The sequence below is a fragment of the Tropicibacter sp. S64 genome, assembly GCF_049803835.1.
In the GTDB taxonomy this organism is placed as follows: domain Bacteria; phylum Pseudomonadota; class Alphaproteobacteria; order Rhodobacterales; family Rhodobacteraceae; genus Pacificoceanicola.
This window is the reverse complement of the sequence record NZ_JBNAGK010000011.1, coordinates 140,255-156,009: the sequence shown is the minus strand read 5'-3', so window position 1 is coordinate 156,009 and position 15,755 is coordinate 140,255. Positions and strand designations below refer to the sequence as shown.

The window sequence follows — 15,755 nt, the reverse complement described above, 5'->3', positions numbered from 1 at the left end:
GACATGCTGCACCAGGACTTTTTCCAGATCGTCGGCACACGGGCCTTCGCCGATTGCCTCCGGATCGAGATGGACAAGACGCCTCGGGCGAAAATCTTCGACAGCGCCGGCGGCGCGGTCAGCTATCGCGCCCTGCAAGCCATGGCCGAGGGCATTGCCGCGCGGCTGCCGGGACCGGGCGGGACGGGCGAGGAAATCGTCGCAATCTGCGCCGAGAAGACACCGGATTGTCTTGCGGCGGTGCTGGCGGTGCTGTCGTCGGGGCGGGCCTATGCGCCGCTTGACGCCACGCATCCGGACGGGCGGCTGATGGACGTCCTGGCCGATCTCAATCCGGTGGCCCTGATCGTCGATGCCAGCACCGGGCCGCGTCTGCGGGGCTGGGCGCTGGATGCAGGGGTATCGCTGCTCGACCTGTCGCAGGAGGTCGAGACCATGGCCGGACTCGAGAGCCTCGCGCACCGGCCGAACGTGGTCGTCTCGCAGCAGAACCTTGCCGCCGTCCTCCACACCTCGGGGTCCACCGGCAAACCGAAGCGTGTGGAGATCGAGGCCCATGCCCTGAACGTCTTCCAGACCTGGGTCTGCGACGAACTGGACCTGAACATCGACGATTGCCTGCTGAGCCACGCGCCCTTCGCCTTCGACCTGTCCTTTCTCGACATCTACGCGTCGCTGATGTCCGGGGCCGACCTCGCGCTCGCCGATGCGAAGACCGCCCGGAATGGCGCAAAGCTCGTCGACATGATGCAGCGCACGGGGGTCACGGTCTGGCACTCCGCCCCCTCCGCACTCAAGCTGGTGGCGCAAGCGCCGGGCAATCCGGTGCTTCCGGAGGTGCGCAGCGTTCTGTTTGCCGGCGAGCCGATGCCGGCCACGACCCTGCGGACGCTGTTCCGGGTGTTCCCCAACGCGCGGTTCGTGAACATCTACGGCTGTACCGAGACCAACGACAGCTTCTTCTACGACGTGCCGCGCGAGGACACGCCCGATCCGCTGCCGCTGGGCCGGCCGCTGCCCTATGTCGAGTACCTGCTGGTCGACGGCGCGGGCAAAGTTCTGGAGGGCCGGGGCGAGGGCGAGCTCTGGGTACATTGCCCGACGATGATGCGGGGCTACTCCGATCCGGCGCTGACGGAGAAGGCGACGGTCACCCACGGCGGCAAACTCTATTACCGATCCGGCGACATTGTGCGCCGGGACCGCGCCGGGGTGATCCATTTCGTCGGGCGCAATGACAGCATCGTCAAGCTCAGCGGCGTGCGCGTGGACCTGAACGAAGTCGACACCCAACTGAACGCCCATCCCGGCGTCTGCGAGGCGCTCTCCTTCGTGACGAAGTCCGGTGACGGGACGGTTCTGAATGCCTGGGTCAAAATAAAGTCGGACGGGCTGAACAGTCTCGATCTGCGTCTGCACCTGATGAAGCGGCTGCCGGTCGCCGCGATCCCGCGCAATTTCACGATTTCCCTGATGGAGGTCCCGCGGAACTCCAACGGGAAGGCCTGCCGGCGGATGCTGGCGGCAAACTGCCAGAGCGCTTCGGCGTGATGGCGACGACAGACCACGGACAACAAAAGGAGTTTTTCATGTCCTATCCCGCCCTGCGCACATTCATCGCCGAGGAATTCGCGGTCGATATTCCCGCCGAGCAACTGACCGACGATCTCGACCTGATCGACACCGGCATCGTCGACAGCCTCGGCGTGCTGAAGCTGATCGCCTTTCTCGAAGGCGAATACGACATGACGATCTCGCCGGATGAACTGGACGCGGACCTCTACCGCACCATCGGGCAGATCGAGACCATGATCGACGCCAAGCAGGTGGTTGCCGCCTGACGGCGAGCCGCCCTCAACATCAGTCACAGGAGCGAAGGCCATGACGCCGGAACAGACCGCAGGCCAGCTGATCGCTGGACGCATCCCGAGTGAAGACGAGATGTTCGCCTACTGGCGGGCGACCGACGATGGCCTTCGCCCCAAGGCCGAAACCGTGGCGGTGCTCGCCGCGCTTTCGGCGATGCCGTCGAACCTGGGGATGATGCGCAGCTTTGTGCGCTTCATCCGCGAGACCTATCCGCCGGAGGCTCTACCCGCGGCGCGGAACGCCGTGAACATCGTCGGCACCGGGGGCGGACGCTCGACTTTCAACATTTCCACGACCGCGGCTTTCGTCGTCGCGGCGGCGGGCGGCACGGTCCTCAAGAGTGGCTCGTCGGCCTATTCTTCCTCTGTCGGCTCCGGGGACATCCTGAACGCGCTTGGCCTCGCCCGGACCGCATCGGACGCCTTCACCAATGCCATGCTGGAGGACTGCGGCCTCGCGTTTGCCGCGCCGCAACGCTACGCGCCGCTGTGCAAGCGGCTCGCCATCGCCGCAATGCCCCTGCCGTTCAAGATGATCGGGCGTTTCGTCAATTCCCTCGGTCCGTTGATCTGCCCTTACGACATGAAGGCCCATGTGATCGGGGCCTCCTCCCTGCGTCTGTTCGACCAGGTGCACGAAATTGCCCGGACGCTCACCATCCCCGCCGTGCTGGTCCATTCGGACCTCGGCGTGGACGAGCTGCTGAGTGTCGGCACGAACCGCTGGGTGCGCTCTGGCGAGACATTGCCACACCAGATGACGCCCGCTGACCTCGGGCTTGGCCGGGATTCCTCTTTGTCGCAACTGGCGGGTGGCGACCTGAAAGCCAACATCGCAACGCTGACCGATATTCTGCAAGGCAAGGGCAGCCGCGCCTGCAGCGAGACGGTGGCTCTCAATGCCGGGATGGCGCTCTTTGCCGGGGGCGTGGCGCGTACGCTGGCCGAAGGGGTCTGGATCGCGCAGGATTGCATGGCCGACGGTGCGCCGTACCGGACTCTGCGGAAGGCACAGGCCTTTGCCGCCGCACAAGCGCCGAAACTTGCGGCGATCGCATGATGCGGGGCTTTCATGAAGCCCTGGCCGCTGCCGATTGCCCGCTGATCGCGGAGATCAAACCAAGCTCCCCGAAGGTCGGTCCCCTGCTGGCGCGGCGCACCGTGCGCGACATTGCGCAGGACTACTTGCACGCCGGGGCACCCTGTCTCTCGGTGACCACCGGAGCCTGGCACCGGGGCACCCTCGGCATGGTGACGGAGATGGCAAAGACCGGCCTGCCGGTGCTGCGCAAGGACTTCATCACCTCCGCAAGGCATCTGGAGCAGTCCCGCGATGCCGGGGCGGCGGCGGTGTTGCTGACCTGTGCTCTCCTGCGGCGGGCGGATGTGCTGCGTCTGGCGGAGGCGGCCCTGGCGCTGGGGTTGACTCCCTTCGTCGAGGCGGCCTGTGCCCCCGAACTGGAGGGTCTCCGGCTGCCCTCCGGGGCGATCCTCGCCATCAACAACAGGGACATCCGCAGCCGGGAAACCGACGACGGCGGGGTGGAGCAGAGCGAAAGCCTGTACACCCTCGCGCGTGCGCAGCATCGCGGACTGCTGGTCAGTGCCTCCGGCCTGACCGCGCCAAGCGCTGTGGCCCGGGCCATGTCGGCAGGGTTCGACGGGGTTCTGGTGGGCACGGCGCTGCTGGCTGGTCCGGCCTACGCTTACGAGACGACGCAGGCCTACCTGAAGGCAACAAGACCAAGAACAAGGCAAGACGCGTGATCCCAACGATATGCCCGCCCAGAGTCGGCGGTGAAACCATAGCGATCCTCGGCACCCCGGAGGTGCCGGGGGCCGTGCTCAACCAGTGCCTCGCCTGCCGGGGTTACTTGCCGATCATGGTGACCCGGCCGCAGGAACTGCGGAACCTGTTTGGCAACAGCCTCGTTTCGGCTCTGGTCGTCATGGAGAGCGTGCCGGTGGAGACCACACTCGACCTGTGCCGTGACTTGCGCACGGCGCATCGCGTGACACCCATTGTTGCCCTGCTGAGTGAGCCGAACCGGGCGCGTGGGGTGGAATTGCTGGAGGCCGGGGCGGACCATTTCGACATCCAGCCGGTGCAGGTGGAGGACCTGCTGCGCGCCCTGCATGCCTTCACGCGCCGGACATTCCGGATGCCGGGCTGGTTGACCGTGCACGATAGTTGCCGATAGCCGCGAGCCTTCCGAGTCCGCGAAAACCTGCAGCGCGCTCTTGTTTGGCGACATCAATGGTCAATGGCGGCGGTCTCCGGGCAACCTTTGCCGCACCCGCCAGGACTTGCAAACCCGGTTCGACACACGGCTAGGGTCGGCGCCTCAGGCTCTCCTGCGGGTATTCCCGCTCGATCACCCAGGCCAAAGCGGTCTCGGCGTCCATCGGGTGCGCAAAATAGTAGCCCTGGAAGGACCCGCACCCCATGTCAAGCAGGGCGGCCACATCGTCGGCATGGTCGACACCTTCGGCCAGAACGGTCAATCCCAGGGAGGTTGCCATGCCCACCATGGATTGCGTCAGCGCATGCTGGCTCTTAGACCGTGCAACGCCGCAGGCAAACGCCCTGTCGATCTTGACGATGGCGATGGGCAGTTTGACGAGGCTCAGGATCGACGCGTAGCCGGTGCCGAAGTCGTCCAGTGCCAGCACAAAGCCGGCATCGGCCAGATCCTGGCACGCTTTGGCAATCTCCGTGGGGCTCTCGTCGTAGAGGACGGATTCGACGATTTCGAGCACCACGCGGCTGCTGTCCAGGCCCCTTGAATCCAGGTCCCAGAGCAAGACCTGACGGAACACCGGGTCGAGAAGGTCGCTGGTGGTCACATTAAGGCTGATCTTCGGGACGCGGAAGCCCGCGGCGTCCCAGTGTCTGAGCGTGTCGAGGACGTGCCGCCGGATTTCGGCATCGACCTGCTGGATCAGGCCCGCCCGATGGGTGACGTGCAGAAAATGGACTGGCGTCAGTGTCCCACGCTCCGGATGCTGCCACCGCGCCAGTGCTTCGAAGCCAAGCAGGCCGCCGGTGCGCGCGTCGACCTGGGGTTGGAAATGGGCCACGAATTCGCGCTCGGTCAGGGCGCGGCGGATGTCGGCGGATATGCGCTGGAATTCCGAATGCGCCGCCAGGAGGTCGGGTGTGCACAAGGCCGTCGTGCTTCTGCCGGTGCGTTTCACCTCGTATAGCGCCAGATCGGCATGGTGCAGGATGTCGTCGGCGGACAACGCGTCCCCGGGACGGGGAATGGCGAGGCCAACGCTCGCCTGCACGATCAGGGACTCGGCCTGAAAGACGAAAGGACGGGACACTTCGGCGATGATGCGTTGGGCACAGGCTGACAGTTGCACCGGCGTCTGCTCTCCCTCCAGCACGACGACAAACTCATCACCCCCCATTCGGGCACAGAGCGCCTGGGGGCCAACTGCCAGCCGGATGGCGCGCGCCGCGTGTTGCAATGCGGCATCCCCGGCGGCATGGCCGAAGGTGTCGTTGATTTCCTTGAATTTATCGAGATCCACATGCATGACGGCCAGCGGGCTCTGTCGCAGCAGGCTGGAAAGGCGCTCCATCAGGGCACGTCGGTTGGGCAGTTCCGTCAGAACGTCGTGGTTGGCGAGGTGTTCGGCCACATCGCGGGCCGCGCGCAGCTTGGCCGCCTGCCGTTTGCCGTCCTGCAGCATGTCCTCCTGCATGGCCAGCAACGGCAACAGATCGGCGCTGCCGTCCGCCGGTCCGAAATCCGAGATCTTCAGTCCATGACACTCGACGAACTGCCGGGCATTGACCCCGGGCGTGAGCACGATCAGCACGTGGCCACGTCCATGCCATTCCGCAGAGCAGGCCATCCCGTACAGTTTCAATGTCCCGGAGCCGTTTCGGTCGGGAACTTCCAGCACAACGCGGGCGCCGAGAACGTCTCTCAACGCCTGCGTGCGATCCAGGCGCATCGGTTTCCGGATGGTCACGGCGTCGAAAATCGACTTGCCGATCAGGGTTTCGATGCCCGCCACCTTGGCCAGTGCCGGACCGACAAACGCGATGCGCCCGTCTCCTTCGATCAGGATGGAGAAAGGAAAGACCTGTGACGTTGTTTCCGCAGACAACGTGATCGGTGCCATGGTGAGTGTCCCTGCACGTGTATCCCTGGATCAGGCGGCTGATGCAGCCTTTTGACCGATCCGCACGGTGAAGACGTCGTGGTCATGTCCGTCCGCCCGGCTGTTCGACAGGGTGACGTCGATGCCCACACCGCATTCCCGCGCCATGCCCTGCAGCAATCCGACGACCATGGGCGCCAGCCCCTCGCGTACCGAGAAGTAATGCAGGCGATGCGCGCCGTCCGGCATTTCCTCGAAATCGAAGGACGGCGGTTTGAGGTGGGGCATCGTCAGTTGCACGCGCTCGTGCATTTCATCGAGGCCACGAATGCGCTCGATCAGGGTTTCCCGCCCAAGGTCGATCAATCTTCCGATGGCGGTGGCCTTCGAGAAGCCGACCCAATACTCGCCGAACACCTCCAGAACCGTCTCCACCGGCAAGTCAAGCGTTTTGCAGACGGCCCCGACCAGCGCGTATGTCGTGTCATCGTCATAGGCAGTCAGGTTCTCGAATTCCTCGTCGGTGACGCCCGCATTTGTGCAAATGGTCTTCCAGACCGCTTCGCCGTGGTTTTCGACGATAAAGGCGCGAACGCCGTTGTTGACCAATCCATACATGCCGAGCCTCCAGGGTCCTTGAACGGGAACCTTGCCACGAACAGGCTTTCCTTCGGCTGAACGTCCGCGGGAAATGTCTCGACAATTGCGAGCAACGGCGGGCTGCGGCAGGCTGTGCAGCACCCGGACGTGGAACGGATGGCGGGAGCCGCGTCGACATGTTGCAAATTGCCCCCGTTCACGGACGTCGCAGCGCTGGCATGCAGGTCTCGATTTGCGCAGGCCGGGCGCAACGATAGTCTGGACGGGAGAATCGAGCGCCACCAAGAGCGCCGCTATTGAGGTCAGTCCAGATGCATCCATTCATATATTCCTGCAAACTTACGCAGACACCGAAGAACCTCGCGCGGTTCCGACTGCGGCCGGGCGACGACCTGGAGGTCTCCGTGGCGGATGACCATGTCGCGATGCTGGCGCGTCCGCGGACCTGGACGAGTAGACTGATTGGCGGCGCACCACGTGCGATCGGCCGGATCGGTGCGGAACACGAGCCTGGCCTGCGCAAGCTCGTGGAAGAAGGCCGTCACATGCGCATTCGGGTGGTCAATATCGACGGCTTCGCGGATCGGCCCAAGGGTGTCTCCATCTCGGTCTGGGTCGATGAAAGGATCGGTGGGGGCAGCAGGCGCGACAGGCAATCTGCGCCCGGCGGCCTTCGCAAGGATGACCGCACGGTCGTCTAGGCGATAGGCTGTCCGATGTGCCCGGGATCAGGCGCTCCGGGCAGCCAAGGGCGATTGTTCCCCGCTCCTCGATCCGTCCGGCAGACGGCCCTGTCTGCGTACGCAAGAATCCGGCAGCAGGCCGGAGAGCGAAAGACTGTCCGGTATCCCATAGATGCAGCGTGGTCTTGACAGGGCGACGGCATCGGAGTCTGTTAGCGCAAACTGTGTCTGACGCCGGCTTCGGGCGCGGTTGGGTGCCCACAAGGTGCTTTCGCAAGGAAAACCGCGAAAAATCAAAAATTGACGATGGTTTATGAATCGGGGATGAAAGAGCAGGCGTTCATCGCCCACGGGGCCGGAGGGGCCCCGTTTCCAGGGAGGAAATACATGAAAAAGACGATCCTTTTCGCGAGTGTCGCGATTGCAACTTTGGCGACTTCGGTTGCCGCCGAGGACCTGAAGGTTTGCGTCAGCTGGTCGAATTTCCGCGAAGAGCGTTGGAAAACGGACGAAGCCGCCATCAAGGGCGCGCTGGATGCTGCAGGTGCGGAGTACATCTCTGCGGACGCGCAGACATCGGCGACCAAGCAGCTGGCAGACATCGAGGGCATGATCACCCAGGGCTGCAACGCGCTGATCATCCTGGCGCAGGATTCCGCCTCGATCGGGCCGGCTCTGGACGCAGCAGAGGATGCGGGCATTCCGGTGGTCGGCTATGACCGCATGATCGAGGACCCGCGCGCCTTCTACCTGACCTTCGACAACGTCGAGGTTGGCCGGATGCAGGCGCGTGAAGTGCTCAAGGTCGCGCCGAAGGGCCGCTATGTCATGATCAAGGGCTCGCCGGTCGACCCGAACGCAGACTTCCTGCGCGGCGGTCAGCAGGAAGTCCTGCAGGCGGCCATCGACGCCGGTGACATCGAGATCGTGGGCGAGGCCTACACCGATGACTGGCAGCCCGCCAACGCCCAGAAGAACATGGAGCAGATCCTGACCCAGACCAACAACGGCGTCGACGCCGTGGTCGCCTCGAACGACGGCACCGCCGGCGGTGTCGTGGCCGCGCTGACCGCGCAGGGCATGGAAGGCATTCCGGTCTCCGGTCAGGACGGCGACATGGCGGCGCTGAACCGCGTGGCGCTCGGCACCCAGACCGTCTCCGTCTGGAAGGACAGCCGTGCCCTGGGCAAGGCCGCGGGCGAGATCGCCGTGGCTCTGGCCGGCGGCACCGCGATGGACGCGGTCGAAGGGTCGGCCAAGTTCACCTCGCCCGGCGGCAAGGAACTGGACTCCGTGCTTCTGGCGCCGATCCCGGTGACCAAGGACAATCTGAATGTCGTGCTCGAGGCCGGCTGGATTTCCAAGGATACGCTCTGCGCCGGTGTCACCGGCGTAGCCGTCTGCGAGTAACCGCAGCACGGTCGATACAGCGGCGATGCCCGGGCGGGGGGAGCTTCCCGGGCATCGCTCACAGGGAGAACGGGCGCGCGGCCTGGGCCTCGCCCGAGGGAGGATTCGCTCATGACTGACACCGCACAGGTGCCGGGCCAAACCGCGCCGAAGCGCAGCCTGATCGAGGTTCTGGAACTGGATGTCCGGTTGCTCGGAATGCTGGTTGCCTTCTTTGCAATTGCATTGGTATTCACCATATGGACGGGCGGGACCTTCGTAATCCCGCGCAATGTCTTCAACATCACGGTGCAGACGGTGCCCGTGGCCATCATGGCCTGCGGCATGGTCTTCGTGATCGTGTCGCGCCACATCGACCTGTCGGTCGGGTCGATGCTCGCCATGTGCTCGGCCATCATGGCGATGATGCAGGCCTATTGGCTCCCTGATCTGCTCGGACTGGAGTACGGCAACCCGCTGATCCTCATCCTGACCATCCTGATCGGTCTCGGCGCGGGCACGCTCATGGGGGCGTTGACGGGCTGGCTCGTCGGGTATCAGGGCATTCCGTCCTTCATCGTCACGCTTGGCGGGCTGTTTGTCTGGCGTAACGTCAACTGGTTCACCACCAACGGCCAGTCGGTGTCGCTCACCGATCCCAACCTGCTGATGTTCGGTGGCACCGAGGGGGTCCTTGGCGCGCCGGTGAGCTACGCGCTCGGTCTCGCGGCGTCCGCGGTGGCGGTTCTGGTCATCCTGTCTGCGCGCAAGAACAAGATCGGCCATGGCTTCACGGTGAAACCGATGTGGGCCGAGACGGCCATGATGGCCGTCATCGTCGCGACGATCATGCTGTTCGTCACCTGGTTGTCCCGCTATCCGATCCCGCCGTCGAAACTCCGCCGGATGTTCGAGGCGCGGGGAGAAACGGTGCCCGAGGGCTACAGCGCCATGCATGGCCTGCCGATTTCCGTTCTGATCCTGATCCTTGTCGCGGTGGTCATGACCGTGGTGGCCCGCAAGACCCGGCTTGGCCGCTATATCTTCGCCGCCGGGGGCAACCCTGATGCGGCGGAGCTGTCCGGTATCAACACCCGCCTGCTGAACGTCAAGATCTTTGCCCTGATGGGCTTTCTCTGTGGCCTCGCGGCGCTGATCGCCCAGGCCCGCCTGCAAAGCCACGGCAACGACATCGGCATGCTCGAAGAGCTGCGGGTGATCGCGGCGGCGGTTATCGGCGGCACCGCCCTGTCCGGCGGCGTGGGCACGATCTACGGCGCGGTTCTGGGTGCACTCATCATGCAATCGCTGCAGTCCGGCATGGCCATGGTCGGCGTCGACACGCCGTTCCAGAATATCGTCGTGGGCCTCGTTCTGATCATCGCCGTCTGGGTCGACATCATCTATCGCAAGCGCATGGGGATCAGCAAATGAACCGCTCCGGACAGACTCCCCTTGTCGAGATGAAGGACATCTCGATTTCCTTCGGCGGCATCAAGGCGGTGGACCACGTGTCCATCGACCTTTACCCCGGCGAGGTCGTTGGCCTTCTCGGCCACAATGGTGCGGGCAAGTCGACCCTGATCAAGATCCTCTCCGGCGCCTACCAGATGGACACCGGCGAGATCCGTATCAATGGCGAGAGAGCCGAGATCGAGAACCCGCGCGACGCCCGCGACTACAACATCGAGACGATCTACCAGACGCTGGCGCTGGCGGACAATCTCGATGCCGCGTCAAACCTGTTTCTGGGGCGCGAGCTGGTGAAGAACGGGCTGGTCGACGATGCCAGGATGGAAGCGGAAACCCGCAAGATCATGGGTCGCCTCAACCCCAACTTCAAGAAGTTCAACGTTCCGGTTTCGGCCCTGTCCGGCGGTCAGCGTCAGTCGGTCGCCATCGCCCGCGCGGTCTATTTCAACGCGAAGATCCTCATCATGGACGAACCGACCGCCGCGCTTGGTCCGCACGAGACGCAGATGGTGGCGGAGCTGATCGAGGAGCTGAAGGCGCAGGGGCTCGGTATCTTCCTGATCGAGCATGACATCCACAACGTGATGAAGCTTTGCGACCGGGCAAGTGTCATGAAGAACGGAGAGCTTGTCGGGACGGTTAATGTCAACGAGGTGACGGATGACGACATCCTCGGCATGATCATCCTCGGCAAGAAACCGGCGCACCTGGCGGCGTGATGCTGCGCCCTGCGCTCTGTCTCGCGATCCTCGGTCTGGGCAGTTCCGCCTGGGCCGAGGTTCTGTTTGCGCCCGTCTCCTTGCCCATCGAACACCAGTATTCCGGCGGCTGGACCCATTTCGTCGGCGGTGGCGTGGCGGTGTTCGACTGTGACGGCGATGCGCAGCCCGACCTGTTCGCCGCCGGGGGCAGCGCTCCAGCGATCCTTTTGCGCAATACGTCTGACGGTCCGGTCTCCTTTGCCCCCGCGCCGTTTCCGGAGATTCTTGAGACGACAGGTGCCTATCCGTTTGACGTGGATGGGGACGACATTCTGGACCTGGTGGTCCTGCGATCCGGCGCGAACCGACTTCTGCGAGGCACCGGTGCGTGTCAGTTCGAGGATGCGCCGTCCGATTGGACGTTCGACGGCGGCTCCGAATGGACCACCGCGTTTTCGGCAACCTTCGAGCCGGGGCAGGACTGGCCGACCTTTGCCTTCGGCAACTACGTCGACCAGACCGATCCCGAAGGTCCGTTCGAGGCTTGCGACCGGAATTACCTGATCCGCCCGGAAGGCCGCGCCTTTGGCCCGCGCATCCCGCTGGAGCCGGGTTTTTGCGCGCTTTCAATGCTGTTCTCGGACTGGAAGAACACCGGCACCCCCGATCTGCGCATCTCGAACGACCGGCAATATTATGTCCGGGACGGGCGCGAGCAGATGTGGTCTCTGGACCCGCTGAAGGAATACACCGAGGCCGACGGCTGGCCCACCATGAAGCTGTGGGGCATGGGCATCGCCAGTCGCGACATCACTGGCGATGGCCTGCCCGAAGTCGTCCTGACCTCCATGGGTGACCAGCCGCTGCTGTTCAATCGCGGCAATGGCCGGATGGAGCCCGCGCCTTATGACCTCGGCACCTATGCCACCACGCCGTATGTCGGCGACGATGGCCGCCCTTCGACCGGCTGGCATGCGCAATTCGGGGATGTGAACAATGACGGTCTCGACGATCTGTTCATCGCCAAGGGCAATGTCGACCAGATGCCGTCAAACGCCATGGCCGATCCGAACAACCTGCTGATCCAGCAACCGGACGGGCAGTTCGTCGAACAGGGTGCGGTTGCGGGCATCGGCTCGGTCCATCGCGCACGCGGCGCGGCGCTGGCCGATCTGAACGGCGACGGTCTGCTGGACCTCGTCGTGGTCAATCGCCGCGCCCCGATGGAGGTCTGGCAGAACACCACCGCGGAGGCCGGTCATTGGGTGGGTATAGACGTGCGCCAGCCCGGCGCGAACAGCCGGGCCATCGGCGCGAAGATTGCGCTGCGCCTGCCGGAAGACCGTGTCCTGACGCGCGAGATCACCTCGGGCGGCGGACATGCCTCCGGCGCGGCGGGCCCGGAGCATTTCGGTCTTGGTTCGGTGGAGCAAGTCCTCGTTCGGGTGACCTGGCCGGATGGTGCGGTTTCGGACTGGCAGCCGGTCGGGGTCGACCGTGTCACCCGGATCGAACGGAAGGAAGACAACTGATGCTGAAACTCGCTGCCCTTTTGTCATTTCTAGCCTTGCCCGCACTTGCGCAAAACTGGCCGGCGCCGCTGACCGATGCCGATTTCCCGGAGCACAGCCCGGAGGAGGTCCGGCTCGGGCAGCAATTGTTCTGGGATGCCGAACTGTCCGGCAACCGCAACATTTCCTGTGCTACCTGCCACCATCCGCGCTTCGGCACCTCCGACGGGCTGTCTTTGGGGATGGGAGAGGGTGGCATCGGCCTTGGGCCGGAGCGGCGCGCCGATCCCGGGGACCTGCCCGAACAGCGCATCCCGCGCAACGCGCCCGCCTTGTGGAACGTCGGAGCCAAGGGCTTTACCGTGATGTTCCATGATGGCCGGATCGAGGTCGACCCGTCCCGTCCGACCGGGTTCCGCACGCCGCTCGAAGACGACATGGCCGCGGGGTTCGCCTCGCTACTCTCGGCGCAGACCATGTTTCCGGTGCTGTCTCCCGACGAGATGGCCGGGCATTACCAGGAAAACGAGATTTCGCGCCTCGTGCGGCAGGGGCGACTGACCGGCGAGGACGGTGCCTGGGCCGCCATTTCCGCGCGCATCGCCGCGCTGCCAGAGTATCAGGTCCAGTTCGAAGCGGTCTATCCGGAGATCGCGGCGGGTCGTCCCATTGCCTTTACCGATATTTCCAACGCCATCGCCGCGTACATGACCTTCGACTTCCGCTCTGACTCCGCGCCTTTCGATGCCGCGTTGCGCGGTGAGGAGGACTTGCCACCCGAGGCACAGGCCGGAGCGAAGCTGTTCTACGGGGAAGCAGGGTGCTCGGCCTGCCACGCGGGACCGCTCCTGACCGACATGAAGTTTCACGCAATGGGCGATCCGCAGATCGGTCCGGGCAAGGCGGAACGGTTCGAAAGCCACCAGCGCGACATCGGGCGGCAGCGGGTCACCGGGCGGGTCGAAGACGCGTTTGCCTTCCGCACGCCTTCGTTGCGGAACGTGACGCTGACAGCGCCCTACGGCCATGCGGGCGGCGTGCGCGATCTGCGGACCTATCTGGCCATGCATGCATCCGGCGGCGCTGCGCTGGCGCAATACGACATCCGGGCCGCTGTGCTGGCGCCGTTGGATCTGTCCAAGCCTGATCTGAAGCCCGACGCCGGTGGCGCGGACTTCGCCGCAATCCAGGCAGCGGCCAGGTCCCTGCCAGCACTCGAAGACAGGGAACTCGATGCCTTGCTGGCCTTTCTGGCGGCACTCGAAGACCCGATTGCACGGGCAGGCGGGCGCATGGGAATTCCGGACACCGTCCCGTCCGGTCTGCCGGTCGAACGCTGATTTCCTTTGCGGCGTCACGATCGGGCTGCGGCGCCTCGATAGAACGGCTCGCGCGCGGTTCGGTCTGGGATACAGCGAGGCATCCTCTCATGGAGCCAATGCAATGATCGTTGCGTGAATCAACATACGTCAATATACATTGTTCAATCCATGAAGAATCTTGAGGGAGGACGGCTCATGACCGATGGGACAATTCGCCTGACCATGGCGCAGGCAGTGGTGCGCTACCTGTGTGCACAGTGGACCGAAATCGACGGGGCGCGTGTGCCGTTGTTCGCGGGTGTCTTCGGTATCTTCGGCCATGGCAATGTGACCTGCCTCAGCGAAGCCCTCGAGCAAGTGCAGGACAAGCTGCCGACCTGGCGCGGTCAGAACGAACAGTCGATGGCGCTGGCGGCGGTGGGCTTTGCCAAGGCGAAGCTACGCCGCCAAATCATGATTGCGACCTCCTCGGTCGGCCCCGGGGCTACCAACATGATCACCGCGGCGGGGACCGCTCATGCCAACCGTTTGCCGCTTCTGCTGCTGGCAGGCGATACCTATGTGAACCGCCTGCCTGATCCGGTCCTGCAGCAGGTGGAGCACTACGGCGATCCGTCGATCACGGTGAATGACGGTTTCAAGGCCGTGTCGCGCTATTGGGACCGGATCGTGCATCCGGCGCAGATCCTGTCCTCGCTTCCCAATGCGCTGCGGGTGATGCTGGACCCGGCGGATTGCGGCCCGGCCTTCATAGGTCTGCCGCAGGACATACAGGAGGTGGCGTATGACTACCCGGAGGCGTTCTTTGCCGAAAAGGTCTGGAAAATCCCCCGCCCGCGCCCGGCGCGGTCCGAGATTGACGCTGCGGCGGCGTTGCTGAAAACGGCCAAAAGGCCTTTCATCCTGTCGGGCGGCGGGGTGCGGTATTCAGGGGCCGGTGAGGCCTTGGCGGATTTCGCCGTCAAGCGCGGCATTCCCTTCACCGAAACCATCGCCGGCAAAGGGGCCGTGGTGCATGACCATCCGGCCTATACCGGGGCCATGGGGATCGAGGGTACGGACGCCTCGAAGGTCATGGCCGAGGAAGCGGATGTCATCATCGCCGTCGGCACGCGTATGCAGGATTTTACCACCGGATCGTGGACGACCTTTGCCAGCGACGCGAAGTTCATCAACATCAACGCCGCCCGCTTCGATGCCTCCAAGCACTTCGCTCAGCCCGTGGTGGGTGACGCGCTAGAATGCCTGACGGAACTCGACGCCGCTCTTGGCGACTGGACGTGCGAGCCGGCTCAGATGACACGGGCGCAGGCGCTCTATGCCGAATGGAACAAGGGGCTGGATGCTTGGCAGGCGGCGGACAATGCCGAGGTGCCGAGCTACGCGCAGGTCATCAAGGTGGTGAACGATCATGCCACGGTGGACGACACTATGGTGACGGCAGCGGGCGGCCTGCCCGGGGAGACGGCCAAGAACTGGCGCGTCAAGGCGCCCAACACCTATGACCTGGAATTCGGCTTTTCCTGCATGGGGTACGAGATCGCCGGGGGCTGGGGACATGCCATGGCCAAGGTCCAGCCCGATGGTACACAGAAGGGCGTGCCGATCGTCATGGTGGGTGACGGGTCCTACATGATGATGAACTCGGACATCTATTCCACCGTCCTAACGGGGCACAAGATGATCGTCGTAGTCTGCGACAACGGCGGCTTCGGTGTCATCAACCGGCTACAGACCGGGATGGGTGTGCCGGGCTTCAATTGCCTGCTCAAGGATGCGCGGGTGCAAAACAAGGACGACCCGCTGCATGTCGACTTCGCCGCCCATGCCCGCGCGATGGGGGCCGAGGCACGGTTCTGCGAAAGCCTCGCCGATCTGGGTGACGCAATGCAATGGGCGCGGACGACCGACCGCACCACCGTTCTGGTCATCAATTCGGATGCCTACAAATGGACGGATGGCGGGGCCGATTGGTATGTCGGTGTGCCCGAGATCAACGAACGAGACAGCATCCGCCAGGCACGCGAGGGTCAGGAAGCCTTCCGCGCCAAACAGCGGCGAGGGGTCTAGGCGTCGTATCGGTTGGATC

At 64.3% G+C, this 15,755-nt stretch carries 14 protein-coding genes; 12 read left to right on the top strand and 2 right to left on the bottom strand.

The window, feature by feature from the left end; translation table 11 throughout:
* The first annotated feature begins 3 nt into the window (after positions 1–3).
* Genes ACP159_RS17940 through ACP159_RS17920 form a run of 5 tightly spaced genes read left to right on the top strand, consistent with a single transcriptional unit; the run spans position 4 to position 4,069 of the window.
* Positions 4–1,551, top strand: a complete 1,548-nt coding sequence (locus ACP159_RS17940; protein WP_425101079.1) for an AMP-binding protein — start codon at positions 4–6, stop codon at positions 1,549–1,551.
* Between the two features lie 38 nt (positions 1,552–1,589).
* Entirely contained in the window at positions 1,590–1,841 is a 252-nt protein-coding gene (locus ACP159_RS17935) for an acyl carrier protein (protein ID WP_425101078.1), read from the top strand.
* A gap of 40 nt (positions 1,842–1,881) precedes the next feature.
* The gene (locus tag ACP159_RS17930; RefSeq protein ID WP_425101077.1) at positions 1,882–2,928 is read left to right on the top strand and encodes an anthranilate phosphoribosyltransferase; all 1,047 of its coding nucleotides are present in this window, start codon (positions 1,882–1,884) and stop codon (positions 2,926–2,928) included.
* Entirely contained in the window at positions 2,925–3,635 is a 711-nt protein-coding gene (locus tag ACP159_RS17925) for a hypothetical protein (RefSeq protein ID WP_425101075.1), read from the top strand. The genes ACP159_RS17930 and ACP159_RS17925 overlap by 4 nt, the downstream gene beginning before the upstream one ends.
* Entirely contained in the window at positions 3,632–4,069 is a 438-nt protein-coding gene (locus ACP159_RS17920) for a hypothetical protein (protein ID WP_425101074.1), read from the top strand. The genes ACP159_RS17925 and ACP159_RS17920 overlap by 4 nt, the downstream gene beginning before the upstream one ends.
* Before the next feature lie 130 nt (positions 4,070–4,199).
* Here the strand turns inward: ACP159_RS17920 and ACP159_RS17915 are convergent, their stop codons facing one another.
* Together ACP159_RS17915 and ACP159_RS17910 are read right to left on the bottom strand one after the other, a co-directional pair.
* Complete coding sequence (locus tag ACP159_RS17915) at positions 4,200–6,008, bottom strand: EAL domain-containing protein (protein WP_425101073.1); 1,809 nt, start codon at positions 6,006–6,008, stop codon at positions 4,200–4,202.
* 30 nt (positions 6,009–6,038) lie between these two features.
* The gene (locus ACP159_RS17910) at positions 6,039–6,908 is read right to left on the bottom strand and encodes a heme NO-binding domain-containing protein (protein ID WP_425101072.1); all 870 of its coding nucleotides are present in this window, start codon (positions 6,906–6,908) and stop codon (positions 6,039–6,041) included.
* Here ACP159_RS17910 and ACP159_RS17905 point away from each other — a divergent pair.
* The 7 genes from ACP159_RS17905 to iolD all read left to right on the top strand — a co-directional run bounded on the left by ACP159_RS17905 (position 6,899) and on the right by iolD (position 15,736).
* A complete protein-coding gene (locus ACP159_RS17905; protein WP_425101071.1) occupies positions 6,899–7,288 on the top strand; it encodes a hypothetical protein in 390 nt (129 codons plus the stop codon). The genes ACP159_RS17910 and ACP159_RS17905 overlap by 10 nt on opposite strands.
* A 369-nt stretch (positions 7,289–7,657) precedes the next feature.
* A complete protein-coding gene (gene xylF / locus ACP159_RS17900; RefSeq protein ID WP_425101070.1) occupies positions 7,658–8,680 on the top strand; it encodes a D-xylose ABC transporter substrate-binding protein in 1,023 nt (340 codons plus the stop codon).
* Positions 8,681–8,791: 111 nt separating this feature from the next.
* A complete protein-coding gene (locus ACP159_RS17895) occupies positions 8,792–10,093 on the top strand; it encodes a sugar ABC transporter permease (RefSeq protein WP_425101069.1) in 1,302 nt (433 codons plus the stop codon).
* Positions 10,090–10,851 (top strand): ATP-binding cassette domain-containing protein, encoded by a 762-nt coding sequence (locus ACP159_RS17890; RefSeq protein ID WP_425101068.1) that lies wholly within the window; start codon positions 10,090–10,092, stop codon positions 10,849–10,851. The genes ACP159_RS17895 and ACP159_RS17890 overlap by 4 nt, the downstream gene beginning before the upstream one ends.
* Positions 10,851–12,365, top strand: a complete 1,515-nt coding sequence (locus tag ACP159_RS17885; RefSeq protein ID WP_425101067.1) for a CRTAC1 family protein — start codon at positions 10,851–10,853, stop codon at positions 12,363–12,365. The genes ACP159_RS17890 and ACP159_RS17885 overlap by 1 nt, the downstream gene beginning before the upstream one ends.
* On the top strand, positions 12,365–13,684 hold the full coding sequence (locus tag ACP159_RS17880) for a cytochrome-c peroxidase (protein ID WP_425101066.1): 1,320 nt from the start codon (positions 12,365–12,367) through the stop codon (positions 13,682–13,684). The genes ACP159_RS17885 and ACP159_RS17880 overlap by 1 nt, the downstream gene beginning before the upstream one ends.
* Positions 13,685–13,861: 177 nt before the next feature.
* Positions 13,862–15,736, top strand: coding sequence for a 3D-(3,5/4)-trihydroxycyclohexane-1,2-dione acylhydrolase (decyclizing) (iolD, locus tag ACP159_RS17875; protein ID WP_425101065.1), 1,875 nt, complete (start codon positions 13,862–13,864; stop codon positions 15,734–15,736).
* The last annotated feature ends 19 nt before the right edge of the window (positions 15,737–15,755 follow it).

Coding starts and splice junctions, on each gene's coding strand:
- ACP159_RS17885 (WP_425101067.1), top strand. CDS start 10,851: ATGCTGCGCCCTGCGCTCTGTCTCGCGATCCTCGGTCTGGGCAGTTCC.
- ACP159_RS17925 (WP_425101075.1), top strand. CDS start 2,925: ATGATGCGGGGCTTTCATGAAGCCCTGGCCGCTGCCGATTGCCCGCTG.
- ACP159_RS17940 (WP_425101079.1), top strand. CDS start 4: ATGCTGCACCAGGACTTTTTCCAGATCGTCGGCACACGGGCCTTCGCC.
- ACP159_RS17935 (WP_425101078.1), top strand. CDS start 1,590: ATGTCCTATCCCGCCCTGCGCACATTCATCGCCGAGGAATTCGCGGTC.
- ACP159_RS17905 (WP_425101071.1), top strand. CDS start 6,899: ATGCATCCATTCATATATTCCTGCAAACTTACGCAGACACCGAAGAAC.
- ACP159_RS17880 (WP_425101066.1), top strand. CDS start 12,365: ATGCTGAAACTCGCTGCCCTTTTGTCATTTCTAGCCTTGCCCGCACTT.
- iolD (WP_425101065.1), top strand. CDS start 13,862: ATGACCGATGGGACAATTCGCCTGACCATGGCGCAGGCAGTGGTGCGC.
- ACP159_RS17930 (WP_425101077.1), top strand. CDS start 1,882: ATGACGCCGGAACAGACCGCAGGCCAGCTGATCGCTGGACGCATCCCG.
- ACP159_RS17890 (WP_425101068.1), top strand. CDS start 10,090: ATGAACCGCTCCGGACAGACTCCCCTTGTCGAGATGAAGGACATCTCG.
- ACP159_RS17895 (WP_425101069.1), top strand. CDS start 8,792: ATGACTGACACCGCACAGGTGCCGGGCCAAACCGCGCCGAAGCGCAGC.
- xylF (WP_425101070.1), top strand. CDS start 7,658: ATGAAAAAGACGATCCTTTTCGCGAGTGTCGCGATTGCAACTTTGGCG.
- ACP159_RS17915 (WP_425101073.1), bottom strand. CDS start 6,008: ATGGCACCGATCACGTTGTCTGCGGAAACAACGTCACAGGTCTTTCCT.
- ACP159_RS17910 (WP_425101072.1), bottom strand. CDS start 6,908: ATGGATGCATCTGGACTGACCTCAATAGCGGCGCTCTTGGTGGCGCTC.